This window comes from Mycobacterium sp. E796 (assembly GCF_001672815.1).
Taxonomy (GTDB): Bacteria; Actinomycetota; Actinomycetes; order Mycobacteriales; family Mycobacteriaceae; genus Mycobacterium.
In genome coordinates this window covers 50293-75028 of sequence record NZ_LZKK01000033.1, presented here as the reverse complement: position 1 = coordinate 75028, position 24736 = coordinate 50293, and the positions used below count along the sequence as shown (strand labels likewise).

The following is a 24736-nucleotide window of genomic DNA, read 5'->3' as shown; positions in this document are numbered from 1 at the left end:
CCAGTGCGCCGACCATACATGACGTGGTCATTAACTGATTGGCCCGCGCACCGAGAGGGTAAACGGGGTCGTGGCTTCGACCATGACCAAGGTCATCAACGTCCTGGATCCTCGCACCGGCGACCAGGTGACGCAGGTGCCCATCACCGAGCCGTCGGACTGCGACGATGCGGTCCGGCGCGCCGCGGATGCCACCGCCGGCTGGGCGCGCACGGCGCCCGCCGAGCGGGCCGAGGCGATCGCGGCGGCCGCGGCCGACGTCCGCGGCGCCGCCGACGAACTCGCCGAACTGAACGAGCGGGAAACCGGGAAACTGCGCGACGATGCTCGCGGCGGCGTGGAGGCCGGAGTGGGCACCCTGTTGCAGTACGCGCAACTCGGTCCATTGCATCGCGGGCGCAGCCTGCAGGGCGATTGGTCGGCAACCGATCTGATGGTTCCACAGCCGCGCGGTGTCGTCGCGGTGCTCACGCCCTGGAACGACCCCGTCGCGGTGGCCGCCGGACTGCTCGGCGCGGCGCTCGTCGCCGGAAACACCGTGGTTCACAAGCCCAGTGAGCGCTGCCCCGGGACCGGTCGGCGGTTCGCCGAACTCCTGGCCGCGCGGCTGCCCGAGGGGGTGCTCGAAATCGTTGACGGCGACGGGACGGTCGGTGCGCGGTTGGCCGAGGCGGAGGGCGTCGACGTGGTCGCGCATGTCGGCAGCAGCGCGACCGGCCGGGAGATCGCCCGGGCCTGCGTGGAACGCGGCGCCAAGGCGCTGCTGGAGAACGGTGGAAACGACGCCCTGATCGTCGACGCGGACGTCGACCCCCGCTGGGCGGCCAGCCAGGCGGCGCTCGGCGCCTTCGCCAACGCGGGTCAGATCTGTGTGTCGGTGGAGCGGGTCTATGTCGTCCAGCCGATCGCCGAGGCGTTCGTCGATGCGTTGGTCGACGAGGCGTTGGTGTGGGCTGATCGGATCGGGCCGTTGGTCGACCAGCGCCACCGCGAGCACGTGCACGCCCACGTCGAGGACGCGGTGCGGCGCGGCGCCCACGTCCTGGCGGGCGGCGAACCGCAGCCGGGACCGGGTTCGTTCTATCCGCCGACCGTGCTGACGGACTGCGCGCCGGACATGCTGGTGCTGCGCGAGGAAACGTTCGGTCCGATCGCGCCGGTGCGGATGGTGCCGGATTTTGCCGCGGCACTGGCCGAGGCTGCCGACGACCGCTTCGGCTTGGCCGCCACCGTGCTGACCGGCGACATGGCGCATGCGCAGGAGGCGTGGCGCAGCCTGCCGGTCGGCACCGTCAAGATCAACAACGTGTTCGGGGGCGCCCCCGGGGGAGCGTCCGAGCCCCGCAGGGCCAGCGGCACCGGCTTCGGCTTCGGTCCGGAGCTGCTCGACGAGATGACCGCCACGAAGGTGGTGCACTGGTCGCCGCTTGATTCGTCGCGAAATCGCTAGTGGCAGTTTCGCGGTCCGAGTTGCACCGGATAGCCGGCACGTAGGATGGCGACGTTGGACGGCGGAGTGACGACGACCGCGGCGCCGGTTTCGGGCCGCGCCAGCCTGGCCGCATAGGTGTAGTCGCGCCGATCCCAGACCACAAGGTGGTCGCCGACGACGACCGCGGGCCCGGACTCGGTCAGCACGAACACGCCGTCGGGCAGGGTGCTCCAATCGGCGCGTTGGCCGACCGGGCTCATTCGCTCCAAGTGCAGTTGCGCGTCGATGTCGCGGGCGTAAGGCGTTGGACCGGAGTGGGTTTCGGCCCAGCGCCTTCGATATTCGTTGTACGAGCGACGGCGGCATTCGGCGCAAGGACGATGTCCGGCGGCAAGCGCGACGGCCTCGTCGAGGAAGAACAGCGGCGTGTAGCGGTTGGGCTCCCACTGCGCGACACGACGGTCCTTGAATGACAGCGCGCACGTGATCCAAGCCTTGTGTTGGTGATTGCGCACAATTTCGCGGGTTCCGCGACCCTCGTGCAGGCGGCCGCGGTTGCCCATCAACGCGCCGCGACCCGGCGCGGCGATGATCTCGCCCAACGGGGAAACCCGATTGCGGGCGGGCCCGTCGGTCATTGGTTCCGTTCGAGGTCGAGCAGGACGCGCTTGGCGGCCGGCCCGCCGCGGTAGGCGCCCACTGTTCCGTCGGACCGGATCACCCGATGACACGGCACGAAGATGGGGATCGGGTTCGTCGCGCACGCGGTGCCGACGGCGCGAACGGCCCTGGGGGAACCGGACAGTCGGGCCAAGGTGGCGTAACTCGCGGTGTTGCCGTAGGCGACGTCGGCGTTGAGGTGTTCCAGCACGGTCCGCCGAAAACCCTGTGACAGCGACCAGTCCAGCGCGACGTCAAACCTGTGACGGCGACCGTTGAAGTATTCGTCGAGTTGTTGCGCAAAAGGATCCAGCCGTGGGCGCGATTCGAGCACGCGCGGGCTGATGCGCTCCGAGAGGTTCTGCAGCACGCTGTCGCGGTCTTCGTTGGCGAACGCCACCCGTAGCAGCCCCAGGGGGGTGGCCGCCAACAGTAGCGGTCCCAGGGCGGAGTCCACTGTGCGATAGGCGATGTCGAGGAGATCGCCCGCCTGGGCATCCCGTTCCAGACGGGCATGCAGGCGCTGGAGCCGATCGCGATCGACCGGATAGTGCTGGGTGAGATTCATTGCGGTCATTGGTGATTCCTTGTCGTATTGATACGGGGATAGGTGCGGCGGAGGGTGGCGATACCGTCGGCGGCGGCCCGGCGGGCGGCGTCGACGCTACTGTCGAGGATCGCCGCGACCTCGGCGTAGGGCAGGCCGGCCAGATAGTGGTAGGCAACGGCCTGGCGCTGTTTGGGCGGCAGCGCGCCGACCGCGGCGTCCAGGTCGAGATCGTGGGCGTCGGCCCGTTCGCGAGCGGGGGAGTCGGGGGGATCGGCGACGGGGACAGCACGCCGCGCGGCCCCCCGCGTGATGTCGATGGCCTTACGGTGGGCGATGGTCACCAGCCACGCTTCGACATTGGCGTCGGCCGGCAACTGCGGGTAGGCCTTCAACGCGGCCAGGAACGTGTCCGACCAGGCGTCATCGGCGTCGACCTGGCCGATCACCGCGCGAACAACTCGCCACACCGTGGCGCCGTGTCGAGCAACAACCACCTCGAAAGGCGGCTTGACGTGCCGGTCGACATTCATCCTCGCGCCATTTCCTCCGTGACTGTCCGCGACTCCCATTGTTGAAGACGCTGGGCCGGCCCCAGATGTGAGGCACCGAGATGCGGTCTCACGTTTTCCGGCCGCTCGTCGTCTACCGGGAAAGGAGGTTGAACGATGCAGGCACGACACACGGTGGTCGATAGCCCTCTCGGGGAGCTGACACTGGCCGCGGATGGCGACGCCCTCACGGGCGTGTACTTCCGGCGCCATTGGCATCCGCCCGCTGCCGAAGTTCTCGGTCGGTCGGTGCAACCCGTCGTCGATGAACTCTTTCGGTGCGCGGCAGATCAGCTGCACGAATACTTCGCCGGAAAGCGGACACAGTTCGATGTCCCCATCGCCCTGAATGGCGATCCGCGTCAGAGAAGAGTCTGGGATCTCCTGCCCGGCATCGCCTACGGAGAAACCACCACCTACGGCGAGCTGGCCGCGACGCTGGCCGACGGCTACACCGCCTACGAAGTCGGTCAAGCGGTGGGGCGCAACCCGCTGAGCATCGTCGTCCCGTGCCATCGCGTCGTCGGCAAGAACGGCGTCCTCACCGGTTACGCTGGCGGCCTGAAGCGAAAACGATTCCTGTTAGACCTGGAGGCGCCGGTAGCCGCGGCGGCCGGCCGATTGTTCTGATGCCGTCGAAATGGGATCGACGGGTGAACGCCGCGGACTGGGACGCGGTGACCGCCGACATGAACGATGTTGGCGGCGCACTGCTTCCGCAGCTGCTCACCCCAAGAGAGTGCGCGGCGGTGCTCGATCTCTACCCCGACGACGCTCGATTCCGCGCCACCATCGACATGGGGCGCCACCGTTATGGGCAAGGTGAGTACCGCTATTTCAAACGGCCCTACCCGCATCCGATCGACGAGCTGAAACAGGCGCTCTACCCCCGGTTGTTGCCGATAGCCCGCGACTGGTGGACGAAGCTGCGACGCGACCCGCCCTGGCCCGACACGCTCGACGAATGGCTGGACATCTGCCATCGCGCCGGCCAAACCAAACCCACCGCGTTGTTGCTCAAATACGGGCCGGGCGACTGGAACGCGCTGCACCGAGACCTCTACGGAGACCTGGTCTTTCCGCTTCAAGTCGTCATCAACCTCACCGAGCCCGGCGTGGCACACAGCGGCGGCGAATTCCTGCTCGTCGAGCAGCGGCCCCGAGCGCAGTCGCGCGGAACCGCGACCACGCTGCCGCGCGGACACGGCTACATCTTCACCACCAGGGAACGACCGGTCCCCTCGACTCGGGGATGGTCGGCTGCGCCCGTGCGACACGGGGTCTCGGTGGTCCGCACCGGTCACCGTTGCACGCTCGGGTTGATCTTTCACGACGCCGCCTGACGGCATGCGGCACGATGGCGTGCATGGAGCTCTACGACGTCATGCGATCGACGCCCGCGGTGCGCGAATACACCGACGACCCGCTTCCCGACGACGTCCTGGCACGGATCCTCGACAACGCCCGCTTCGCGCCGTCCGGCGGCAATCGGCAGGGCGTGCGCGTCATCGTGGTGCGAGACAAGGACACCCGGGCCGCGCTGGCCGACCTTGGACTTCCCGCCGCGCGCCGGTACACCGCGCAACTCGCCAACGGCGAGACGCCGTGGAATCCGTTGCAGCCGACCGGCGTCGACGCGACGGAAATCGAGGCGACGGAGGCGCCCGCGCAGATGTCGGCCCCGCTTCGCGAGGCTCCGGTGGTGCTCGTGGTGTGTCTGGACCTTTCAGTCGTGGCGGCCACCGATCAGAACCTCGATCGCATCGGCGTGGTGCCCGGAGCCTCGGTCTACCCGTTCGTGTGGAACGTGCTGCTGGCCGCGCGCAACGAGGGCTACGGCGGGGTGCTTACCACGATGGCCGTCGCCGAGGAGCCGCGCGTCAAAGAGCTGCTCGGTGTGCCCGACCCGTACGCGATCGCCGCGGTGGTGCCGCTGGGTAAGCCGGTGCGCCGGGTGACGAAGCTGCGACGGCGGCCGGTTCCAGAATTCGTTACCCGCGAGCGCTTCGACGGAAAACCGTTCGGCGCCTAGCCGGGTCTCACCGGATCTGTTGCGCCCCGTACCAAACGCCGTCGGGGGCCCCGATCGCGCCGGCCCGTTCGCGGGCCGCGGCCAGTTCCGGCGAGTTAGCGAATTGGCGGGCCTTGTCCACATCGTGCATGTCCATGACCACGATGACGGTGTCAATGTCGTCGCTGTCGACGTAGGTTCCGGTGACCACCAGGCCGTGTTCGCGGCGCACCGCGTCGAGCTCTGGATCGCGGAAGACGGTGTTCCAACGCTCGACGCTCGTGACTCGCTGTTTGACGAGCATTATTCCGGTCATGATGGATCCTCCTGACTGTCCGCGTTTTTGAAGGCGAGGTCTTATGTGCGGGCCATTCGTGGGCACGCCGCTTTGCCAGACCGAGGGAGGTCGCCCGATGCTGATCGAACGGGTGCTGCGCGCACGCCGAGACGTCGACGCCCCCCCTTTTTGCGCTGCTGCGGTCCAGCGGTGACCCTGACGTCGTCGCGCGCCTCAACGAACAGCTCGAGACCGGCCTGACCCGCACCCTCTCCCGCAGAATCAAGGCCGACCAAGCCCGACTTCGCGCCGACATGGTCGCCGCCCTGCTCCTAGGAATCGGGGTGCAGCGGACCCTACTGAACAAGGATCCCATCGCCACCGCCGACGACCGGATTATCGCCGCGATCTTCACCGAAGCCTTTGAGGCGCTGACCAAGCTGCCCCAAGGAGTCACGCAAGGGGAGTGGCATCCGGTTCGGTAGGCCGCAATACTCCAAGAGATAACGCCAGACTGTTCGGTGAACGGGAGACGATGACGTGACACGAATCCAGCCTTCGAGCGCGTTCGCCGCGGTGCCTACCCAAGATCTCGGTCAAGGCGATCGGATCAATCTCGGCGTTGCCGCCATCATGGGTCGACTGCCTGCGGTGGCCGAGGCGCTGGGCTCGTTGACTGGGGCGCTGCGCGGCAACGGCACGCTGCCGCCCCGACTGCTCGAACTGGTGCGACTGCGCATCGCGTTTTTCAATCAGTGCCGAAGCTGCATCGCGCTGCGTTACCAAAGCGCCATCGACGACGGCCTCGATCAGGATGCGGTCTGCTCGCTCGAACGGCCGGCCGAGGCCGAAAACCTTTCGGCGGCCGAGCGATCCGCCCTGCGCTTCGCGGAGCTGTTCGCCACCGACCACCTCGCCATCGATGACGCGGTTTACGACGAGCTCCGCGAGCACTTCAGCGAAGACCAGCTCGTTGAACTCGGTGTGCACTGCGCGATCGCGCTGGGGGTCGGGCGGCTCTCGGCGACTTGGGACGTCAGCGACGACCTTCCGGAGACGACGGCTCCGTCGGAACGCGTGGCGCCATGGAGCTCCGCCTCGGTGGTGGCGTCGGGTTAGGCACCACGCGCATGCAGCGATCTGTGGTACTGAATTTAGTACCAAATGCAGTACCATAGGCGCATGCCTTCGTTGAATATCCCGTTCACCGACGAAGAACTTGAGGCCATCCGTATCGCGGCCGCGGGCGATGATCTGTCTCTCCGCGCGTTTGCCCACCAGGCGATCCTGTCGGCGGCCAGTGAGCACAAGCGCCGGGTCGCTGAGGCCGCGAGAATCGTCGCGTCGAGGTCGGCCGAACTCAACCAGCGTTTGGCGTGACCGAATTTCTCGACCGCGATGACATCCTCACCGCCGGCGCGGCGGCTGTCGGAGAGGTCCTCACGGTGAGCGATTACGGGCTTCTCGACGCGGCCGTTGCGAGGCCTCGCACAACCGTCTTCGGCATTGACGCGTACCCCGACCACCTTTCCAAGGCGGCCGCGCTGATGCAATCGCTCGCGCGCAACCACGCGCTTGCCGATGGCAACAAGCGCACCGCTTGGGCGTCGGCATGGACTTTCTTGTACATCAACGGAATCCAACTGGGTGAGTTTGACGTCGACGACGCCGAGGAGTTCGTCAACGCTGTCGCGACGGATGGGACCATGTCGGTCAACATCATCGCTGAAAAGCTGGCTTCGTACGCCGCTTCGTAGCTGCGGCATTTCTTAGCGAGCAGACGGTACCCGAAACGCCCAAAGGACTTGCGCGGCATGGCGATTCGTCACAGTGACGTATTGTCCATGGCGCACGGACCGCGCCTGGTTGCCGCGGCGATGGTGCTGAGCGGGAAATCCTGATTGTGGGGGTGGATTACGGAGCACCAGACGGTGGCGGTGAGCCGGTCCGGCAAGCGGGTGGCTTTCAAGCACCGAGAAGTGTTGTCGTCGCATTGAGCGTTGGCGGGGCGCCGAATGGTCTTTCCCGTCAGCGGCTTCGTAGCAGCGACGGTCCTCGGCGGAGTTCTGTCCGTCCAATGCGGTGCATCATTAACACTGCGCGACAGACCATTTCGTCACTGTGACGTATCACTGAGGTAGGGCGGAAGGGGAAAGAAGGGCTTCCGGGTCGCCGCACTGGGTTGGCCGACCGCGGCGGAGCGCCGAGTCGGCGCCATCACGTTTCATCGATTGAGCCGTCGGCTCGGGTCCGATGTGCCGAGCACCCATGTACGAACTAATGGGTCGGGGCGATGGTGAGCGGCCGCGGTTGTGGGCGCTCCGGGCCAATTGTGCAGTACAGGCGGCCCGTCTCGAAGTCTCCTGCTGAGCGTTTTACCGATAAGCGACATTATGTCAGGTTGAGCGGAGCGCGACCGTGTGCTTGGCTTGTTCCGTCTCCCGTGCCGGCCTCCCCCCGCTGCAGCGCGACGACCTTGGGCCTGTACCGGTCTCTATCTCTTGCGTCACCGTCAAGAGCAATTCGTTCGACGTACGGGATGGCGACGTTCCGCGGGCGTCAGAGCGAGTTTTCTTGCGCGGCTTGGTACACGGTGCGCACAGCGGGTTGGAAGCCCAGGTGACGCGCCAGCGTCCCGTCCATGTGAAGTCGCCAAGGGTTTTCCAAGGGTTGCGATGAGGGTCGCATCGCACCGCCGATGAGTTGGACGAGTTCGTAAATCGAAGTCGGAGCCTCATCAACGATGTTCACAATGCGTCCGTCCAGTGCGCCGGCCAAGGCAAGTTTGGTTGCGGTCGCGATGTCGCGATGGTGCACCATGCTCATTCTCTGCGCTGGGTGAAAAGAGGCGTTCGCGGCGAGCTCGGACAGCGACTGCAGGTGTCCGTCCTGATCGCCGTAGACGAAGCCATACCGGTGGATCGACCATGTGAGGCCGCTGCTGCGTAGTTCGTTCTCGGCCGCCAGCTTGCTCGCGGGATAAGCCAGCTTCGGTTCGGCCGCATCGTTTTCGCGACCCGGATGTGGGCTGTCGTGGTCGTAGACCTGGCCGGTGCTTGCCATGATGAAACGAGCTCGCGGCGCGTGCGTCCGCGTTGCGGCGATGAGGTTACGTGAGCCGACCAGATTGGCCTTCCAAATCAAGTCGGTGTCGTTGGTCCGGAATACCGCGGCCAGATGGATGACCGCCGAGACGTTTTCCATTGCGGGCGCGAGCGACTCAGGCTGCAAAAGGTCGCCCCACGCGGGCGTCACACCGTCGGGAACCGTGCTCCCCTCGCGTACCAGGGCGCGGCAATCCACACCGTCGTCGACCAGCCGCGGGAGAAGGCGCGCCCCAACCAAACCGGTCGCCCCAGTAACCAACACGGTCATCCGTCATTCCTTTCTCGCGACAGAAGCTCGAGACGCTCGGTAGCAGTCCGCAAAACCTTTACTGCAGTTGCGATTTCGGCGTGGTCGATGCCGTCAAAAGCCACCGCGTGGATCTGCGTCAAGTCGGGCAGGTCATTCCAGAGTTTGGTTCCTGCAGAGGTCAGCCGAAGAAGTTTTTGTCGCTGATCGACCCGGTCTGGCACTTGCTCGACGAGTTGTTTTCGCACCAGGGAGCCGACAACAACGCTCAACGTTGCTCGTTCTACCTGCAGTATCGACTGCAGTTCGCGCTGCATGGTGGGACCCACGTTCGCGAGTTGATACAGCACGTACCACTGGGTGGCGCCGAGGCCATACGGCCGCAGAGCATTTTCCATCGCGACGCGCGCAGCGAGATAGCACCGCTTAGCCCATCCCCCAACCGACTCCGGCCGGTGCACCAACCGATCGTTAGCCACCTAACAATATTGTTAGGCTCCTAACAGGATGTCAAGTCGGTAGGCGCACGGCTGCCGCGCCAACGGTGTCCTTTGCAAAGCGGCCAGCTTGACGCACGCGAGCGAGCGGCTCCTCTAAGTCCCTGAGGGCCCGGTGTTGAGCTGTTGGCGTCGCGATAGGAGCCGGTCTAGGGAGTATCTGTTATCAGCGCGGAACGCAATGACCGCAGCGAGAAAGATCGTGTGAACGAGCTGATCGCCGATAAGGTCGAAACGTTCAATCGACGTCGCGCCGAAGATCAGGATCATCATGACGCAGGTGGCCGCCACCGCGGCCATACGCGTCATTGCGCCGGCCACTAACAGCAATCCGCTGAGCAACTCCACAAACGGCAAAACGTAGCCACTCCCGGAGACCAGCGCCCGAGGCAGAAGCGATGTCTGAAACTCGCTCATCAAGTGAGCGTGAAAGGCACCCAGCTTCGGCAGCCGAACTACGCCATGCCCAAGCAGACTGACCCCAATGGCAAGGCGCACGACGAGATAGGCCAAAGTGCGATCTTCTCCTGCGGCTGGCATCTTATTCTCCCCCACGGCATTCAACAGTGTCAGAGACCGACACTGTCCCAACCACTTCCAACGGCGTGAACATCAATGCGCCTTCCGACGGGCGAGCCCCGCAGCGCCGGTAACCAACATCATCGCCAACCTGGAGCCAAAGGTGTCGAATCGATTCGCTGAGCCACTGGACGTCAAGTAATCACATCCTCGAATGCGCCCGTGAGCGGACCGTCTTCGTCGCGAAGAAGGTTGTACGCGCAGTTCATCGTGTTCTCTTGCAGCCCAAGCCTTTCCGCTTACCGCGACCGGTGCTACGCCGACGCGCCGCGCGGACATCGATCAACACTCGTCGGTGACTCGGACGCGCTTCACTTCGGCGTAGTCGACCGGCTCCCCACAGGCGTCACAGGTGTGACCTACCGACAACTCGTGGTCGCGATGACGCATCGAGATCGGCGGCTGCTCGACCGCCCACCGGTTACCCCATTGGCGCAGCACCTGCAGCACGGGTATCAGGTCACGCCCTGCCTCGCTGAGGTAATAGCCCCAGCGCGGCGGCGCCTCTTGGTACGTTGTTCGCTCGAGGACACCAGCGGCGACGAGTTCCTTGAGCCGGGCGGCCAGACGGTCGCGTGGGGCGGCGGTGTTCCGCGCGATCTCGCCGAAGCGGTGGTGCCCTAGATGGACCTCGCGAATGATCAGCAGGGACCACCGGTCCCCGACGATCTCCAATGCGGCTGCGATCGCGCAGGGCCTGCCCCGGACCGTCGGGGTCTGCAACGGTTCCGGGTTTTGGGCGGCACGTACGGACATACGCCCTAGGTTTGCATATCAAACCGTCGTGCCGCTAGTCTGCTGCCTGTGATGGTCCGGAAATCAAACCATGCTGCGGCGCGGTGGATCATGGCCACCGTGGTCGTGGCGGCGGTGTTCATGTCGAACCTGGACCTTTGGATTGTCAACGTCGCCCTGGTGGACATCGGGCGCGGCTTCGGCAACTCGCTGTCCGCCGCCTCCTGGGTGCTTAACGCCTACGCCATCGCGCTCGCCGCGCTGCTGATACCGGCGGGGCGCCTCGGTGACCGGTTCGGCCAGCGAAGGGTTTTCCTCATTGGCATCGCGGTTTTCACTGTCGCCTCGCTGGCCTGCGCCGTTGCTCCCAATCTCGCCATCCTGGTGGCCGCCCGCGTCCTGCAATCCGTCGGCGCCGCCGCGCAACTGCCGACCTCCCTGGCTTTGCTGATGGCCTCGGTGGAACCGCATCGTCGTACCAACGCGGCCCGTGGCTGGGCCGCCGTCGGCGGGCTGGCCGCGGTCTGCGGCCCAGTGCTCGGCGGGCTCCTGGTCACCGTCAGCTGGCGGTGGGTCTTCCTGGTGAACCTGCCTGTCGGGCTCGCGGCGTGGCTCCTCGGCCGCCGTGTCCTGCCGTTCGAACCGGCCCGTCGCGACGAGCGAATGCCCGACCTCGTCGGCAGTGCCCTGTTGATCGTCGCGGTGGCCGCCCTGACCGGTGCGCTGGTGCAGGCGCCCATTTGGGGATGGGTCTCGGCAGGGACGGTCGCGTTGGCGGCGCTCGCATTGCTGGGTACGGCGGCGTTCCTGTGGCGGACGGCGCGGCACCCGCACCCGCTGCTCGAACTGCCGCTGCTGAAGATCCGCAATTTCGCTGTCGCGAACGTTGCGTTCTTCTGCTTCGGCGCCGCCTTCGCCATCATGCTGCTGTCGAACTCGCTTTGGTGTCAGAATATTTGGCACTACAGCGTGTTGCGCACCGGTCTCGCGATGGCGCCCAGCCCGGCCCTGGTACCGATCGTCACCTTCGGGTCCGCCCGGCTCGTCCACCGCATCGGTCCCGGCCCGGTGGCCGCGATCGGAAGCGCGCTGTTCGCCGCCTCCCTAGTTTGGCGAATCGTCTTCGCCGGGGCCGCGCCACATTACGTGACCGATCTGCTGCCCAGCATGCTGCTCAGCGGAATCGGGGTCGGACTGACGCTGAGCACTCTCATGGCCGCCGGCGCGACCGCCCTGCCGCCGGCACGCGCCGCCACGGGTTCGGCGCTGGTCAACTCCGGTCGCCAGGTGGCCTCGGCGCTGGGCGTGGCTATCCTGGTGACCGCCCTGGGGCCCACCGCCTCGGTGCGCGACTTCGACCTCGGCTGGTGGCTGGCGCTCGCCTTCATCGCCGCGACCGTGGTCATCAGTCTCACCCTGCCGCACGTCCGTTCCGAGGTATCCGCCTCCGCGGCGGTTCCGGGGCGCTCGCTGACTGACCAAGTCGTCGAAATGTCGTGACGTGAGTGGCGATCAGTTTCGCCCTCCAGGGCAGTCTGATCTGTATGGGCAAACTCATCTATGGCTTCAACGTGTCGGTGGACGGGTACATCGCCGATGCACAAGGCAACATCGACTGGTCCGAGCCGAGCGAAGAACTTCACCAGTACTGGAACGACTTCGAGCGGGAGACCGCCTTGTCGTTCTACGGCCGGCGGCTCTACGAACTGATGTCCGCGTACTGGCCGACCGCCGACAAGTCCCCGGACGCCACCCCCCTGATTGTCGACTTCGCTCACATCTGGCGCGACATGCCCAAGGTCGTGTTCTCGCGCACCTTGGAGTCCGTCGACTGGAACTCCCGCCTGGAACGTGGTGACCCGGTCGAGGTGGTAACGAAGCTGAAAGCCGAAACCGACGGCAGGCTGGAGGTGGGCGGCGCGACGCTGGCCGCACCGATCGTCCAAGCCGGACTGGTGGACGAATACCGGATCGTGGTCACACCCGCTGCCGTGGGCGGCGGCACCCCGTTCTTCCCGACACTGCCCTCATGGATCTCGTTGCGACTGTTGGAGAACCGCACCTTCCCGGGCGGCACCGTCCTGCTGCGCTACGAGGCGAAACACGATTGATCGGACGCACACTCAACCGCCGCAAAGCCCGCGAGAAAAAACTTGTGACTTGCGGTTGACTGTCATTCGATCGCCGCGAGTGCCCGCGACAGGCGACTGGAGGGGACGACTGTGCCTACCATCACCACGTCGGACGGTGTCGAGATCTTCTTTAACGACTGAGGATCTGGCCGGCCGACGTGGAAGTTCTCAACCCAGATCTGCTCGCGTTCATCGCGTCCTGATCGGATGCGTCGGGCGGACCGGGTGCTAACCCATAGTCACGATCGCGCCGCCCGCGACGCAGATCACCGCCACGAGGGCCACCAAGATCACCGTGATCGCCGCGTGGACGATCTCTTCTTCAGTGAGTTGCCAGCGCGGCTTCAATTCGACGAGATCGCTGTAGGCATTCGAGTTGAGTCTTGCGACTGCCGAACTGAGATCGTCACGTCCTTGCGCCGCGCATTGCTCGACGGGGTCGTGCGCGGTGATTGCTGTGGTCATATCAGCCCCCCAGGCTGGCGGACGCCCTTAGGCGTCATGTGCGTCGAAGGCGTCGGCCCTCTCGTATATCCAAGATAAGAGTGTGAAAATCACGATCGCGGCTAACGATTCCTAACGAACACAGCACGGATTCGATGCGCGCCAACCACGCTCGTCGGCACCTGGACTCGGTCATCCAGGAGACAGCGGGAGACCGAAGTCCGTTCGAAACCGCGGCAGCCACTTGGGGCATTTGAGCGGTGCGGTCTCCGGCGACGAAGCGCCATGGCAGCTTCGGGCCGTCTTCGTGAATACGACGAAATCGCATATGACGGTTTGCCGGCAACCTGCGCCATTCCTCAGTCGAAGACGACAACCTGGCGGCCTACCACATCTCCGATGGCGAGCGCCGCAAGCTTGTCGTTGATGTCCTCGAGTGACACGGTGGTGATGGTGTGCTTGATCTGTCCGGCGGCGGCGAGCGCAAGGACTTCGGTCAGATCGTTGTAGTTGCCCCAGAACGAGCCGAAATAAGACAATTCCGTGCCGACGATGACGTTCAGTGGAACCTCAACCTTTGTGCCCATCAGACCCACCGAAGCGACGGCACCCTCTGGCTCGAGGATGGAAAAGTCCAGCTCGATTGACTCCGCGGCCCCCGCGCAGTCGAGGATGGCGTCCACAGTGCCTCTCCCAGTAAGGTTCTCCAGCTCGGCCTTTACCTCGAGGGCGCTTCTGCCGCGGGTGTTGACGGTGTGATCTGCGCCGTTGGCCTTGGCGACCGCGAGCTTGTCGTCGGTGCGTGAGAAGGCGACCACAGTCGCACCGCCGCCGAGCAGCTTCGCGTATTGCACTCCGTAGCCGCCGAGCCCGCCAATGCCAGCGACCACCACAGTCCTACCGGGTCCGAGCTTGCCGGCATCCCGCAGCTTCTTCATACCCCGGTACGGCGTGAGACCAGCGTCGGTCAGTGGCGCGAACATCTCTGGCTTCTGACCGTCAGCTGCCGCGACGGCAATGAGATGGCGGTACGGCACGGCGACGTACTCGGCGAAGCCGCCCGGCGGCCCGAACCCGATCCATCCGCCGGTGCCGCTGCATAACTGTTCGTTGCCCTCGTGGCACTGTCGGCATGTGCCGTCCCCCCACCCTGGATTGACTACCACCAGATCGCCGTCGGACAGACCGGCCGCGGCAGGTACGGCAGAACCGAGGCCGGCCACGTGGCCGGCGACCTCGTGTCCCGGAATCGCCGGGAACTCCATCGGCGCTGCGGCGGCGAAGTATCCGTCGATGAGCTGATAGTCGCTCCGACACATTCCGCACGCCGCCACCCTGACGAGGACCTCGTCAGGTGCGGGGTCCGGCACCGGGACCTCTTCTAAACGAAACGGCTCGTGGTACCCGTGCATGCGTGCCGCCCGCATTTTCATGGTTCCTCCCCCGATTTGCGCAACTGGATGTGTCTGCAAACGTAGAGGGGCGACGCTGCGCGCGCCATTCATGCAAGCATCGCCGGAAACCCGTTCTTCGTCGCGAACAGTGCAGCATGGTGAGCGGCAACACGCTTTTCGTCGACCGCGGCAGCGGAGTAGCGTTCTGCGACTGTGCAGCTTGCTCTGACACCCGACGGGAAGTGGGACATCGCAACACCCGAGCTGGTGTCGGCGGCGAGCGCGGCGGGGTTCAGCGCAGTGGGGATCAACGCCGACCGAATCGACGCGGCCGCCGTCGAGGCATATGCCGCGGCCGGAGTTCGTTGCCATGAATTGCTCGCCTTCATCGTCGGTGACGACGAATCCGCCACCATGGCAAGTGCCGAGCAGTTAGCTGACCGCGCGCAGACTATTGGGGCGGATTGGGTGCTTACGGTGTTCACCGACAAGGTGCCGACCGAGCGAATTCGGCGCTGCGCCAGGCTCTTCGACGATGCCGGTGCGGGTATTGCGGTCGAATTCACACCGCTGGGCGCAATTCCGACGATCAGCGACGGTATGGAGTACGTGCGGGCCGCAGGCGGGGCGGCGCGGGCCGGGCTGATGATTGACTCGTGGCATTTCAGCTTCAGCACCAACACGTGGGAGGACTTGGCGGCGGTGCCGCTGGACGACATCGCCTACGTGCAGTTCACCGACGCGCTGGAACCCGAGCACCGAGACCGGATGATCCGCGAGAGCCTACACCGCCGCGCCCTGCCCGGCCGAGGTGTTCTCGACTTAAACCGTTTCGCGGCAACGCTGCTCGACCGCGGCTGGGACGGTCCGGTCAGCGTCGAGGTGCTCAGCGCGCAACTGCGCGACCTTCGCGTCGACGAGCTGACCGGACGCTTGTACGCGACGACCGCCGCGTACTGGGGCTGAGTCGGCGGCAAGGCTACTGAGCAGCACTCGCGCGGCCGACGCTGGATCCCACAGCCGCGGGCGGGTGTGTCCTGTACCGGACCGACGAACTCAAATGTCTTGATCGACAGGCGTTGTGAAGACGGTGATGTTGCCGCCCTTGCGTTTCGCATCGAGCATCGCTTGGTCGGCTCGACTAAGGACGGCGTCGAGGAGGGCCATCGGGTCGGCCTCTGGTGCTGTGAAGAAGCCGAGTTCGACGTGAGTGACGCCGATGCTGGCGGTGACTTGAGCGTGATCGGCCGGTTCGGCTACCGCACACCTGACTCGTTCAGCAGTTTGTTCTATGTGGCCGGGATCGCTGACCTCGATGACGACGAATTCTTCTCCCCCGAAGCGGGCCACTAATGCGCTGCCGCGCACGGCGGATTCGATCTGCCGAGCAGTGCGGATCAAGACGTCATCGCCGATCGGATGGCCAAAGGTGTCGTTGATGTTTTTAAAGCGGTCGAGGTCGGCGACCATCACGGCCAGGTGCCTGCCCGAGGGATGATGGTCGCTCAACAACTCGGCGAAGTGGAGGTGCAGACCCCGCCTGTTGAGTAGACCGGTCAGCGGATCGGTGACCGACTCGTTGGCGTCATTGCGCAGCGTCCGGATCCCGAACTGGATTCCCACCGGTGCGGCAAGGACTGGTGTCGTCACGGCGAGGATGCTGGCGGCGAAGACCAAACCGTCAAAGTGTGCGTCCGCAGCCGCCCGCACGGCAAACACCGCCGTCGACGCGAAGATCCACAGGGTATGCAGCGCAAGGAATCTCGGTCCGTCAAAGAACAGCAGATAGACCGAGAGTTGCGTAAACGCGTTGAACCCGTACAGGCCCGCGAGCCACGTTGGTTCGTACAACGCCAGCGTGGCGATGCCGATGTCGCAGGAGATGACGAACGCGCGCGACACCGGCAACGTCGGCCATGGCCGAGAACACCACCGGATCACCCAGAACATCACCAGGACCGCGAACGATGCCACGACGACCCGAGATACGAGACGATCCGGGCCGGCCCAGGGCAGAAGAATCGCCAGGGCAGTCATGACCGTCAGCCCGTTACCCACCCCGATCATTACTCGGATGGCCTCGGCCATCGACCGTTTGGCGAAGTACTGCACCTGCGCGGCGTAGTCGACCGGTGAATTCCACCATTCACCGACAAGACCTCGAAACACCGCGAAACTTCTGGACTCGGCCAGCGAAGCCATCTGTTAGAGACGCCTCCTCGACCGCCCTGAGAATATTGCCGCTATTCAACGCATTACTGCACGAAGATCAGCGACCGATATTACAGGTGATCTCCGCCCCTTATACCGGCGTGCGAGCGCCCGGTTGAGGCGCCCCAAGGTGAATGCCTTGGCCGTATTCGATGCCGAGACGAATCAGCGTCTGGAGCTCGCTGGGTGTCTCAACTGCCTCGGCCACCAATTTTGCGTGGAGCTCGGAGGCCAGCGAGTTGAGTGCGGTCGCCAACGCACGTTTGACGGGATCGTTGTCGATGCCGATGATCAACTCTCCGTCGATCTTGATGATGTCCGGATGTAATCGCAGCAGTTGGGTGAAGCTGGCATATCCGGCGCCGGCGTCGTCGACCGCCACACGTATCCCGCGATCGCGCAGCTGCCTCAGGCTCGGGCCGAGGTCGTCGGGGAACGGTTCGTGCTCAGTGATTTCCACGACCAACGCCCGGTCCTGGGCTGTAAGCACATCTTGAATCCCTGGCTCGAGCGCGGCGCTCGGGCTCAGGTTGACGGCGACTGGACTGTCGCTGGGGATGCCGTGAGCAGCGCTCAGGATGGTGCACAGCGCGACATGTTCTAATTCGATACCTCGGCCCAGGCGCCGGGCAACGCTGAACCATTGCGACGGGGTCAACTCAGGCGACGCGGGAAAGCGGATCAACCCTTCGTAGGCGAACGTCGTGCCGCTCACCAAATGGACGATGGGTTGAAAAGCCGCGCTGAGAGCGTTCGGCTCGGACAACAGTGCGTCGAGTTGGCCTCGCAAGCCCTCAGTTTCGGCTGCCTCGGGCAACATCACCGAGGCGATGAATCGCGCCGTTAGGGCGCGTTGCCCGCGATCGGCGCAATCGGTCATTACGTGGGTCAGCAGGGTGGACAGTTGTGACTGAGAGCCGATCACAGCGGAGACGAATTCACTGATAGCCAGCATCGCGTCGACATCTGTTTCGGTGAACGCGCCGGGGGCCGTCGCGGCCAGCAGCAGCGAACCGATGGCGTGGTCGTTGTACATCAGGGGTATCGCCGCCCACGAGCGGGTCCCCCACTGCTTGTTCATCGCCCGAACACGTGCCGATAGTCGTCGATCTACCAGGGCATCGTCTATCAGCTTTGGGTGTTTTTCCCGCGCCGCGACGCCCTGAATACTGCTCTGTCTGGGCACCACAAAACCCGGCGTAGTGGCTAGGACACCGTATCCGGAAACGGTCACGTAAGCGTTATCAGAGGCGCGAAGCAGCGTGACGGCCGCTCCATCGGCTTTCTGCATAAACGCGCAAGCCTGCTCAGCAATGCGTCCCATCAAAGACACTGGGTCCATCGACGCGGCCAGTGACCGCACCAGGCTCTCCACATTCACCCCGATCGCAGCGGCGTGTGAGCGTTGCGGGGTTTACGATAACGGCCGTCCACCCGACGCGGGCGATATTCGAGGTCGGACCCAAGATCAGAGTTGTCGAGCAGTCGCGACCCCATGACAGCGAATGGACGACGAATGGACAAGGTACCCGGCGCAATCGAATGCGACACACTTGACACGTGACACTCCTTGGCGCCGACCCGGTCCTGGCCGTGCATGACCTCGACCGTGCGACGAAGTGGTTTGCCCGAATATTGAATTGCACAGTGACTGAGCCTGATCCCGGTAATTGGGCTTTCTGCTCCGCTGGGTCGGTGACGTTCAGGCTCGGCCGCTGTCCGGAGGCGTTGCCGGCATCGGACCTCGGTGACCACAGCTACATCGCGTATTTAAACGTTGTAGGTCTCGATGAGTACTACCGGCGCGCTGTCTCTGAGGGCGCCGACATTCTGAAGCCGCCGACGACCGAGCCGTGGGGTCTGCGCGAGATGGGTCTGCGCTCGCCTGAAGGACACCGATTTATGCTCTCCGAACGACAGTAGAGGTGAGCTGCATCCGGACTTTCGAGCACAATGGGGCTCCCGCGCGAACGCCGACCACCTCGGTGAGCTCGTTCCTTCTAAGGCACGAAGGTTAGCGTGTAGTCGTCGTTGTCGTTGATGTCGAGTTCGCGCATACCGATCTCGAATGAGTTGCTGTTTGCGGTATTCGAGCACCAGTCGAACGCGATGTACGGAACGATCTCGTCGTACGGGCCGGCCCAGTACGCGCCGTCGGCGGCTTGGGCGTAGAAGTACCAATACCTATTCACGTCTTCGAGATCGTCGCCGTAGACAATCGCCGAGCCCCCGGGATCGATCTTCCACCAGCCCGCCTTCTCCCAATCTCCTCCATCGGGACAGCCGGGGTGGTACCACTCGATCATCGTCCAGATGGTCGACGGATAGCCGTTTTTGAACCGAAGGCTCATCGCGAACCCCCTGCCCGTGGCGCACGGCGAGCCGCGCCGGCCGTGTCATCGGAATCGGATCGCGGCGCCTCGACGTGGCCGGGCGGATGCTCGCTGGCACCCGGCTTGTGGTGCGCGGCGACTACCGGCAGATCCGCCGTTGCTGCGTTGGCCAGCAGACCTTTATCCGTGTCGGTCGTCTTATCAGAGCTTGCGGGTAGTGTCATCGCATGTGCCTTTCCCCTGACGGCCGACCCACCCGCGGGCTGGCCTGATTGGATCGTGTCACTGTCGCCGGGGCGGCCGCATGCGTAGTGCGCTACCTGCTTTTCGCCCCGGCACCTGCTGTAAACCCACTCACGCGAAACTGCCAGGCGCACAGCACATAGCGCGTGCCAGTTGTCCCGGCCGCCGCGGAATCATCGAGGAACACGGACCGCGAGGTAATACTCGGGGCGCCGCTTCTTGTCGACCGTATAGCCAATGGCCTCCGCAGTGCCCTGTGAGTCATAGGCCAACCAGCGCTCCGTACGCTGACGCTCGAATTCGGTCCACGACGCCACGGTGAACCGTTCGATGAACGTGTCCGGTTCTCCCACACGCTGATACAGCTGCCAACTGTGGCCGCCCGTGCGCAGCCGCGACCGCCTGACCGCGCCCATCGCCGTCACAAAATCGTTGAGATTCTCGGCCGGTACTTCGTAACGGACACTCACTAGTACCGGCCCATCGTTGGCAGAGGGCTCTGTCATCAGCGTCGGCACCGGCAAGGTCGAGGAAACGTCGAAGACGTTCACCTTGCCGGTCGCGGGGCGCAAGGGAAACGGCCAGACGCTGAGTGCGACCGCCGCCAACAAGATGGCAGAGGCGGTCATCGCGACGTCGAGTCCCGCACGTGTGGCGACGAGCCCCCAGACATAAGAGCCGATCGCTTGCGAACCCGTGAAGACCAGAAGATAGATCGACAGCGCGCGGGCTCGAACCCATCGCGGCAAGGACAACTGTGCCGCGGCGTTCAACGTCGTGAGGGTGATCAGCCACGCCGTCCCGGACAATATGAGAAACGGCGTCGCGGCGACGAACGGCAGCCACACCGCGGCCAACGGGGCAAAACCGTAGACGACGGCGCACGCCGCCAACAACACGTTGTCCGAGAACCGCCGGCGCAGGGGCGTCGCTACCGCGACGGCCAGGACTGCACCAAGCCCGATGGCGCCCAACGCGACACCGTAACCGCTGGACCCGGTCTCCCACCGCTGTGCGGCCGCCACCGGCAACAGCGCCGTCAGGGCCGACGCGGGAAACAGGAAGAGCGCTGCGCGTAGCAGAATCCTGCGAAATATCGGCCCATGGCGGACGTATCGGAGTCCGCTGACGACGGCTTGACTGAAACGTTCACGCTCCAGGGGCGTTAGCTGCCGGGACCGCTGCCACTTCATCAGCGCGACGATGATGCCCGCAAACGACACCGCATTCGAAGCAAACGCCGCGGCGGGTCCGACGAGAGCAACAACGACGCCGCCGAGCGCAGGCCCGAGCGCACGGCCGACGTTGACCGAAACGCTGGCGAGTGTCGCGGCAGCAGATATCTGCTGACGTGCCACGACCTCGGGTTGGATCGCTTGCCAGGCCGGAGCAGTGAGGGCCGAGGCACAACCGATGGCCACGGTGAACGCCAATAGCATTGCCGGGCTGAGCCGTCCGAGGTAAGTCACCGCGGCCAGCGCCAGCGCTACCAGCACTGCATAGGACTGCAGGACGATGAGGAGGCGGCGCTGGTCGAAAAGGTCGGCGAGCGCTCCGGCGAACAACCCCAATAACAGGGTCGGCCCAAGACTCGCCGTCTGAACCAGTGCCACGACGACGTCGCTGCTGTGCGATTCCACCAGGAACCACTGGGCCGCCACGATCTGCATCCAGGTGCCGATGTTGGAGGCGAATTGGGCAATGAACAGAGCGCGAAATACGCGACTCCCCAACGGCGCCCAGGTAGACGGATGCGCTCCGTCGTCGCGTTCTTGCTGAATCACCTTGGAAGATTTGTCGGCGACCTGGACACCCCCCTCCGGTCCGGGCCACATGACGCCGCACTACCGCGAGTTTTGCACACGTGCTTAATCGCCAAGGCGGAAACGTCGATTTCAGAAAGCGTGCGGCGCGGGCTCGGGGACTCGCCACTTTCCCCGCCGATCGGCATCGAGCACACTTGTGCAATGCAGATTTGTCATGTCGTCTCGCTCGCGCCCACCACTGAGCTGCTGCCTCCGCCGTCCTCACGCCCATCCCAGGCGCCGACGTCAGCATGGGTGGTGTGACCATGCAGCCGCAGCCGCGTCGCAAGCTGAACGGCCTCTCGGATGTGCGGGCGTTTTTCCACACCAACAAGACGCCGCTTTTCTTCATCTCCCCGACCCCGTTCAACCTGTTGGGCGTGGACCGCTGGATACGAAACTTCTTCTACCTGACCTACTTTGACTCGTTCGAGGGCTCACACTCGCGCGTGTTCGTGCCCCGGCGACGCGACCGTCGTGATTTCGACTCCATGGACGAGGTATGCAGCCACCTCTTGTCCGATCCCGAGACGCTCGAGTTCATCGCGGGTAAAGGTCCCGGAGGCAAGTGCTGCTTTGTGATGATGAACGAGGAGATCCAGGCCCTCGCGCGGTCGGCGGGTCTCGAGGTCATGCATCCGCCGATCGAGCTGCGCAATCGCCTGGGCTCCAAGATCGTCATGACGCGCCTGGCCGACGAGGCGGGCGTACCCAGCGTGCCTAACACGATCGGACGGGCCGGCTCCTACGACGAATTACTGGCGCTTGCCCAAGACGCCGGCTTGGGAGATGACCTCGTCATCTCGATCGCTTACGGCAACGCCGGCAGCGGGACGTTCTTTGTGCACGGTCAGCGCGACTGGGACCAGCACGCCGGTGACCTGGTCGGGCAGGAGCTCAAGGTCATGAAGCGGATCCGCAACGTCGAAGTGTGCCTCGAGGGTGCCGTCACCCGCCACGGCACCGTGGTCGGCCCCGCGATGACGAGCCTCGTCGGTTACTCGGAGCTGACGCCGAGCCGGGGCAGCTGGTGTGGCAACGACATTTGGCACGAGGTGCTGCCGCCCGCTCAGACGCACGCCGCCCGAGAAATGGTGACAAAGCTGGGCGACGTCATGCGCCGCGAGGGTTATCTCGGCTATTTCGAGGTGGACCTTTTGCATGACCTCGACTCCGACGAGCTCTACCTCGGCGAGGTGAACCCGCGCCTGAGCGGCGCCAGCCCGATGACGAACCTGACCACCGAGGCCTACGCTGACATGCCGCTGTTCCTCTTTCACCTGCTCGAGTACATGGACGTGGAGTACGAGCTCGACATCGACGAGATCAACTCGCGTTGGGAGCGGGGCTATGGCGAGGACGAGGTCTGGGGCCAGGTGATACTCACCGAGACCTCGCCGGACATCGAGATTTTCACCGCGACGCCGCGCACCGGGGTCTGGCGCATCGACGACGAGGGCCGGGTCTCCTTTTCGCGGACCGCCAACGACTGGGCCACGCTGCTCGACGGCTCCGAAGCGTTTTACATGCGGGTCGCGGCGCCCGGCGACTTACGTTCCGAGGGCGCCCAACTGGGCGTGCTGGTCACTCGCTCGCACCTGCAGACGGATGACTATCAGCTCAGTGAGCGCTGCCAGCGCTGGGTCAAAGGCATGAAAGCGAAGTTCATCTCGACCCCCCTGACGCCGGCCGCGCCGATCGTCTCGCGGCTCGTCGCACGCGCGTGAGCCGCCCGGACGGCATCTCACTGGATAACTGGCTGGCGCCGCCCTACGCGCATTGGTCGTTTCAACACGTCGAAGACTTCGTGCCGACCGCGCGAATTTCGCGTGGGACCGGACCGGTCGCCGCGATCGCCGCCGCCCCGGCTCCCCTGTCCGAGATCCCGGTGACCACCACCAACGGGACGCCCACCACCGTCGGCGCGGTGATGGCCGCCACGGCCACCGACGGCTGGGCCGTCGCCTACCGCGGATCGCTGATTGCGGAGGAGTATCTGGACGGCATGGGGGCCGAGACCCGGCACCTGCTGTTTTCGGTGAGCAAGTCGCTGGTCGCAGCCGTCGTCGGCGCGCTCCATGGCGCCGGCGCGATCGATCTTGGTTCGCCGGTCACGAGATTCGTTCCGGCCCTGGCGAATTGCGGCTACGCCGGCGCGACGGTGCGCGACCTGCTGGACATGAGATCCGGCATCGCCTTCTCCGAAAACTACGACGACCCGGCCGCGGAGATCCACCTGCTCGACCAGGCGATGGGTTGGACGCCCAGGACTCGGCCGGACGCACCCGCCGCGCTGCAGGAGTTCCTGCTGACCTTGCGGCAGAAGTCGGCTCACGGTGGGCCCTTCCAGTACCGCTCGTGCGAAACCGACGTCCTCGGCTGGATCTGCGAAGTCGCCGCCGCCCAGCGGATGCCGGAGCTGATGTCCGAACTGCTGTGGAGCCGCATCGGCGCCCAAGACGACGCCACGATTGCCGTCGACGCGGCGGGCACTGGATTCTTCGACGGCGGCGTGAGCGCCTGCCTCACCGACATGATCCGGTTCGGGTCGCTCCTCCTGCACGACGGCGCCTCGTTGACCGGCCAGCAAGTGGTGCCGGCGGCGTGGATCGCCGATACCCTCGACGGCGGTCCCGACTCACGCGAGGCTTTCGCCGCCAGCCCCGACGACACCGAGCTGCCCGGCGGCATGTACCGCAATCAAGTGTGGCTGCCCTATCCCGACAGCAACGTCGCGCTGTGCCTGGGCATGTGCGGTCAAATGATCTACGTCAACCGCGGCGCGGAGATAGTTGCTGCCAAGCTATCCACCCAGCCTCACTCGCACGAGCCGCACATGCTGGACACGTTACGTGCATTCGATGCGGTGGCGGGCGAACTGGCCGACTCCCCCACCGCGGCTATCTCTGACGAATAAAAGTGACCCGCTCTGGCCTCCGCCGCTTGACTACCCGGCTTTCCTGGCGTTTGCGCTCCCACCACGCCCGCAGGGCGTGAACGTCGATCGGCGCGGTTGGCCTGTCAAAGGGTGCGTCGATAAGAGTTGCCAGTGACGGTCGGTACATCGCGCTCCAGGCGCCAGAGGGACACACTCAAAATTATGGATGGCGTTCTGATTTTCGATGGACACTGCGGGGTGTGCACTCGTGCGCGCAACGGCCTCCTGCGGCTCGACAGGACCGGGCGGCTGCGAACCGAGCCCATGCAGAAGCCAGGAGTGCCCGAGCGGCTAGGAGTTGCGTCCGAGCGCGTGCCGGAAACTAGCTGGTGGCTCGATTCGTCTGGCGCGGTGTTCGCAGGCGCGGAGGCGATGAACGCGGCGCTATCGACGGCGCTGGGAACGCAATTGCCGCTGCGTATCTACCGCGTGCCGGGAATCCGTTCGGTGCAAGAGGCGGTCTACCGCTGGGTCGCCGCGCACCGGTATCGATTCCGCGGAGTCACACCGTTGTGCGAATCTCAACCCGAGGAGTGCCTCGCTCCTCAAGCATCCTGATTGAAGAAACCAAGTGTGGGCCACCGGTAAGGGAG

General features: G+C 64.9%; 29 protein-coding genes. 15 read left to right on the top strand and 14 right to left on the bottom strand.

The window, feature by feature from the left end; translation table 11 throughout:
- The first annotated feature begins 82 nt into the window (after positions 1-82).
- Complete coding sequence (locus A5706_RS03040; RefSeq protein WP_197517731.1) at positions 83-1450, top strand: aldehyde dehydrogenase; 1368 nt, start codon at positions 83-85, stop codon at positions 1448-1450.
- Here A5706_RS03040 and A5706_RS03035 read toward each other — a convergent pair.
- From A5706_RS03035 to A5706_RS03025, 3 genes are read right to left on the bottom strand one after another with little or no spacing between them, the layout of a single operon-like run.
- Complete coding sequence (locus A5706_RS03035) at positions 1447-2070, bottom strand: hypothetical protein (RefSeq protein WP_068126896.1); 624 nt, start codon at positions 2068-2070, stop codon at positions 1447-1449. The genes A5706_RS03040 and A5706_RS03035 overlap by 4 nt on opposite strands.
- The gene (locus A5706_RS03030) at positions 2067-2660 is read right to left on the bottom strand and encodes a methylated-DNA--[protein]-cysteine S-methyltransferase (RefSeq protein ID WP_156766935.1); all 594 of its coding nucleotides are present in this window, start codon (positions 2658-2660) and stop codon (positions 2067-2069) included. Before A5706_RS03030 ends, A5706_RS03035 begins: the two co-directional genes overlap by 4 nt.
- A 5-nt stretch (positions 2661-2665) precedes the next feature.
- Positions 2666-3172, bottom strand: coding sequence for an RNA polymerase sigma factor (locus A5706_RS03025; RefSeq protein WP_068126892.1), 507 nt, complete (start codon positions 3170-3172; stop codon positions 2666-2668).
- A gap of 135 nt (positions 3173-3307) precedes the next feature.
- Between A5706_RS03025 and A5706_RS03020 the strand changes: the two genes are divergently transcribed.
- Genes A5706_RS03020 through A5706_RS03010 form a run of 3 tightly spaced genes read left to right on the top strand, consistent with a single transcriptional unit; the run spans position 3308 to position 5222 of the window.
- The gene (locus A5706_RS03020; RefSeq protein WP_068126891.1) at positions 3308-3820 is read left to right on the top strand and encodes a methylated-DNA--[protein]-cysteine S-methyltransferase; all 513 of its coding nucleotides are present in this window, start codon (positions 3308-3310) and stop codon (positions 3818-3820) included.
- A complete protein-coding gene (locus A5706_RS03015; RefSeq protein WP_068126889.1) occupies positions 3820-4533 on the top strand; it encodes a 2OG-Fe(II) oxygenase in 714 nt (237 codons plus the stop codon). Before A5706_RS03020 ends, A5706_RS03015 begins: the two co-directional genes overlap by 1 nt.
- 23 nt (positions 4534-4556) lie before the next feature.
- Positions 4557-5222, top strand: a complete 666-nt coding sequence (locus A5706_RS03010; protein ID WP_068126972.1) for a nitroreductase family protein — start codon at positions 4557-4559, stop codon at positions 5220-5222.
- Positions 5223-5229: 7 nt separating this feature from the next.
- Here A5706_RS03010 and A5706_RS03005 read toward each other — a convergent pair whose 3' ends face one another.
- Positions 5230-5517 carry a hypothetical protein gene (locus A5706_RS03005; RefSeq protein WP_231984989.1) on the bottom strand — a complete coding sequence of 96 codons (288 nt, stop codon included), beginning with the start codon at positions 5515-5517 and terminating at the stop codon, positions 5230-5232.
- Positions 5518-5672: 155 nt separating this feature from the next.
- On the opposite strand from A5706_RS03005, the gene A5706_RS03000 reads away from it, so the two are divergent.
- The 4 genes from A5706_RS03000 to A5706_RS02985 all read left to right on the top strand — a co-directional run bounded on the left by A5706_RS03000 (position 5673) and on the right by A5706_RS02985 (position 7235).
- Positions 5673-5963, top strand: a complete 291-nt coding sequence (locus tag A5706_RS03000) for a hypothetical protein (RefSeq protein ID WP_369831788.1) — start codon at positions 5673-5675, stop codon at positions 5961-5963.
- Positions 5964-6018: 55 nt separating this feature from the next.
- Positions 6019-6597, top strand: coding sequence for a carboxymuconolactone decarboxylase family protein (locus A5706_RS02995; RefSeq protein WP_068126886.1), 579 nt, complete (start codon positions 6019-6021; stop codon positions 6595-6597).
- A 63-nt stretch (positions 6598-6660) separates the two neighbouring features.
- Positions 6661-6858, top strand: coding sequence for an antitoxin Phd (locus A5706_RS02990; RefSeq protein ID WP_068126969.1), 198 nt, complete (start codon positions 6661-6663; stop codon positions 6856-6858).
- The gene (locus A5706_RS02985) at positions 6855-7235 is read left to right on the top strand and encodes a type II toxin-antitoxin system death-on-curing family toxin (RefSeq protein ID WP_068126885.1); all 381 of its coding nucleotides are present in this window, start codon (positions 6855-6857) and stop codon (positions 7233-7235) included. The genes A5706_RS02990 and A5706_RS02985 overlap by 4 nt, the downstream gene beginning before the upstream one ends.
- Positions 7236-8037: 802 nt before the next feature.
- Here A5706_RS02985 and A5706_RS02980 read toward each other — a convergent pair.
- The 4 genes from A5706_RS02980 to A5706_RS02965 all read right to left on the bottom strand — a co-directional run bounded on the left by A5706_RS02980 (position 8038) and on the right by A5706_RS02965 (position 10664).
- Positions 8038-8853 (bottom strand): NAD(P)-dependent oxidoreductase, encoded by an 816-nt coding sequence (locus A5706_RS02980; protein WP_068126883.1) that lies wholly within the window; start codon positions 8851-8853, stop codon positions 8038-8040.
- Positions 8850-9311, bottom strand: a complete 462-nt coding sequence (locus A5706_RS31975) for a MarR family winged helix-turn-helix transcriptional regulator (protein ID WP_231984987.1) — start codon at positions 9309-9311, stop codon at positions 8850-8852. The genes A5706_RS02980 and A5706_RS31975 overlap by 4 nt, the downstream gene beginning before the upstream one ends.
- Positions 9312-9425: 114 nt before the next feature.
- Positions 9426-9869: a DoxX family protein gene (locus A5706_RS02970; protein ID WP_068126966.1), complete on the bottom strand. Its 444-nt coding sequence runs from the start codon at positions 9867-9869 to the stop codon at positions 9426-9428.
- Between the two features lie 321 nt (positions 9870-10190).
- On the bottom strand, positions 10191-10664 hold the full coding sequence (locus tag A5706_RS02965; RefSeq protein WP_068126878.1) for a helix-turn-helix domain-containing protein: 474 nt from the start codon (positions 10662-10664) through the stop codon (positions 10191-10193).
- Between the two features lie 90 nt (positions 10665-10754).
- On the opposite strand from A5706_RS02965, the gene A5706_RS02960 reads away from it, so the two are divergent.
- Both A5706_RS02960 and A5706_RS02955 read left to right on the top strand, forming a co-directional pair.
- Complete coding sequence (locus tag A5706_RS02960; protein ID WP_068126877.1) at positions 10755-12143, top strand: DHA2 family efflux MFS transporter permease subunit; 1389 nt, start codon at positions 10755-10757, stop codon at positions 12141-12143.
- 44 nt (positions 12144-12187) lie between these two features.
- Positions 12188-12754, top strand: a complete 567-nt coding sequence (locus A5706_RS02955; RefSeq protein ID WP_068126875.1) for a dihydrofolate reductase family protein — start codon at positions 12188-12190, stop codon at positions 12752-12754.
- Positions 12755-13003: 249 nt separating this feature from the next.
- On the opposite strand, the gene A5706_RS02950 is transcribed toward A5706_RS02955, so the two are convergent.
- Both A5706_RS02950 and A5706_RS02945 read right to left on the bottom strand, forming a co-directional pair.
- On the bottom strand, positions 13004-13240 hold the full coding sequence (locus tag A5706_RS02950) for a hypothetical protein (RefSeq protein WP_068126874.1): 237 nt from the start codon (positions 13238-13240) through the stop codon (positions 13004-13006).
- Positions 13241-13578: 338 nt separating this feature from the next.
- On the bottom strand, positions 13579-14724 hold the full coding sequence (locus tag A5706_RS02945) for an NAD(P)-dependent alcohol dehydrogenase (RefSeq protein ID WP_231984986.1): 1146 nt from the start codon (positions 14722-14724) through the stop codon (positions 13579-13581).
- A 102-nt stretch (positions 14725-14826) separates the two neighbouring features.
- On the opposite strand from A5706_RS02945, the gene A5706_RS02940 reads away from it, so the two are divergent.
- Entirely contained in the window at positions 14827-15579 is a 753-nt protein-coding gene (locus A5706_RS02940) for a sugar phosphate isomerase/epimerase (protein WP_068126872.1), read from the top strand.
- A 90-nt stretch (positions 15580-15669) separates the two neighbouring features.
- On the opposite strand, the gene A5706_RS02935 is transcribed toward A5706_RS02940, so the two are convergent.
- Positions 15670-16725 carry a sensor domain-containing diguanylate cyclase gene (locus tag A5706_RS02935; RefSeq protein WP_231984984.1) on the bottom strand — a complete coding sequence of 352 codons (1056 nt, stop codon included), beginning with the start codon at positions 16723-16725 and terminating at the stop codon, positions 15670-15672.
- A 190-nt stretch (positions 16726-16915) separates the two neighbouring features.
- Entirely contained in the window at positions 16916-18187 is a 1272-nt protein-coding gene (locus A5706_RS02930; protein WP_156766934.1) for an EAL domain-containing protein, read from the bottom strand.
- 197 nt (positions 18188-18384) lie between these two features.
- Here A5706_RS02930 and A5706_RS02925 point away from each other — a divergent pair, with 197 nt between their 5' ends.
- Complete coding sequence (locus tag A5706_RS02925; protein WP_068126865.1) at positions 18385-18747, top strand: VOC family protein; 363 nt, start codon at positions 18385-18387, stop codon at positions 18745-18747.
- 77 nt (positions 18748-18824) lie between these two features.
- On the opposite strand, the gene A5706_RS02920 is transcribed toward A5706_RS02925, so the two are convergent.
- Both A5706_RS02920 and A5706_RS02915 read right to left on the bottom strand, forming a co-directional pair.
- Positions 18825-19175, bottom strand: coding sequence for a DUF1036 domain-containing protein (locus A5706_RS02920; RefSeq protein ID WP_068126863.1), 351 nt, complete (start codon positions 19173-19175; stop codon positions 18825-18827).
- A gap of 398 nt (positions 19176-19573) precedes the next feature.
- Complete coding sequence (locus tag A5706_RS02915) at positions 19574-21184, bottom strand: MFS transporter (RefSeq protein ID WP_231984977.1); 1611 nt, start codon at positions 21182-21184, stop codon at positions 19574-19576.
- Positions 21185-21456: 272 nt separating this feature from the next.
- On the opposite strand from A5706_RS02915, the gene A5706_RS02910 reads away from it, so the two are divergent.
- The 3 genes from A5706_RS02910 to A5706_RS31970 all read left to right on the top strand — a co-directional run bounded on the left by A5706_RS02910 (position 21457) and on the right by A5706_RS31970 (position 24701).
- Complete coding sequence (locus A5706_RS02910) at positions 21457-22932, top strand: biotin carboxylase (RefSeq protein ID WP_068126860.1); 1476 nt, start codon at positions 21457-21459, stop codon at positions 22930-22932.
- Positions 22929-24122: a serine hydrolase domain-containing protein gene (locus A5706_RS02905; RefSeq protein WP_068126858.1), complete on the top strand. Its 1194-nt coding sequence runs from the start codon at positions 22929-22931 to the stop codon at positions 24120-24122. The genes A5706_RS02910 and A5706_RS02905 overlap by 4 nt, the downstream gene beginning before the upstream one ends.
- Before the next feature lie 183 nt (positions 24123-24305).
- Positions 24306-24701, top strand: coding sequence for a thiol-disulfide oxidoreductase DCC family protein (locus A5706_RS31970; RefSeq protein ID WP_082964158.1), 396 nt, complete (start codon positions 24306-24308; stop codon positions 24699-24701).
- Positions 24702-24736 lie beyond the last annotated feature (35 nt).

Excerpts from the sequence above, each read along its gene's own strand:
- A5706_RS03040 (WP_197517731.1), top strand. The coding sequence starts at position 83 with ATGACCAAGGTCATCAACGTCCTGGATCCTCGCACCGGCGACCAGGTG.
- A5706_RS03035 (WP_068126896.1), bottom strand. The coding sequence starts at position 2,070 with ATGACCGACGGGCCCGCCCGCAATCGGGTTTCCCCGTTGGGCGAGATC.
- A5706_RS03030 (WP_156766935.1), bottom strand. The coding sequence starts at position 2,660 with ATGAATCTCACCCAGCACTATCCGGTCGATCGCGATCGGCTCCAGCGC.
- A5706_RS03025 (WP_068126892.1), bottom strand. The coding sequence starts at position 3,172 with ATGAATGTCGACCGGCACGTCAAGCCGCCTTTCGAGGTGGTTGTTGCT.
- A5706_RS03020 (WP_068126891.1), top strand. The coding sequence starts at position 3,308 with ATGCAGGCACGACACACGGTGGTCGATAGCCCTCTCGGGGAGCTGACA.
- A5706_RS03015 (WP_068126889.1), top strand. The coding sequence starts at position 3,820 with ATGCCGTCGAAATGGGATCGACGGGTGAACGCCGCGGACTGGGACGCG.
- A5706_RS03010 (WP_068126972.1), top strand. The coding sequence starts at position 4,557 with ATGGAGCTCTACGACGTCATGCGATCGACGCCCGCGGTGCGCGAATAC.
- A5706_RS03005 (WP_231984989.1), bottom strand. The coding sequence starts at position 5,517 with ATGACCGGAATAATGCTCGTCAAACAGCGAGTCACGAGCGTCGAGCGT.
- A5706_RS02990 (WP_068126969.1), top strand. The coding sequence starts at position 6,661 with ATGCCTTCGTTGAATATCCCGTTCACCGACGAAGAACTTGAGGCCATC.
- A5706_RS02980 (WP_068126883.1), bottom strand. The coding sequence starts at position 8,853 with ATGACCGTGTTGGTTACTGGGGCGACCGGTTTGGTTGGGGCGCGCCTT.
- A5706_RS02970 (WP_068126966.1), bottom strand. The coding sequence starts at position 9,869 with ATGCCAGCCGCAGGAGAAGATCGCACTTTGGCCTATCTCGTCGTGCGC.
- A5706_RS02965 (WP_068126878.1), bottom strand. The coding sequence starts at position 10,664 with ATGTCCGTACGTGCCGCCCAAAACCCGGAACCGTTGCAGACCCCGACG.
- A5706_RS02960 (WP_068126877.1), top strand. The coding sequence starts at position 10,755 with ATGGCCACCGTGGTCGTGGCGGCGGTGTTCATGTCGAACCTGGACCTT.
- A5706_RS02955 (WP_068126875.1), top strand. The coding sequence starts at position 12,188 with ATGGGCAAACTCATCTATGGCTTCAACGTGTCGGTGGACGGGTACATC.
- A5706_RS02950 (WP_068126874.1), bottom strand. The coding sequence starts at position 13,240 with ATGACCACAGCAATCACCGCGCACGACCCCGTCGAGCAATGCGCGGCG.
- A5706_RS02945 (WP_231984986.1), bottom strand. The coding sequence starts at position 14,724 with ATGAATGGCGCGCGCAGCGTCGCCCCTCTACGTTTGCAGACACATCCA.
- A5706_RS02920 (WP_068126863.1), bottom strand. The coding sequence starts at position 19,175 with ATGAGCCTTCGGTTCAAAAACGGCTATCCGTCGACCATCTGGACGATG.
- A5706_RS02910 (WP_068126860.1), top strand. The coding sequence starts at position 21,457 with ATGGGTGGTGTGACCATGCAGCCGCAGCCGCGTCGCAAGCTGAACGGC.
- A5706_RS31970 (WP_082964158.1), top strand. The coding sequence starts at position 24,306 with ATGGATGGCGTTCTGATTTTCGATGGACACTGCGGGGTGTGCACTCGT.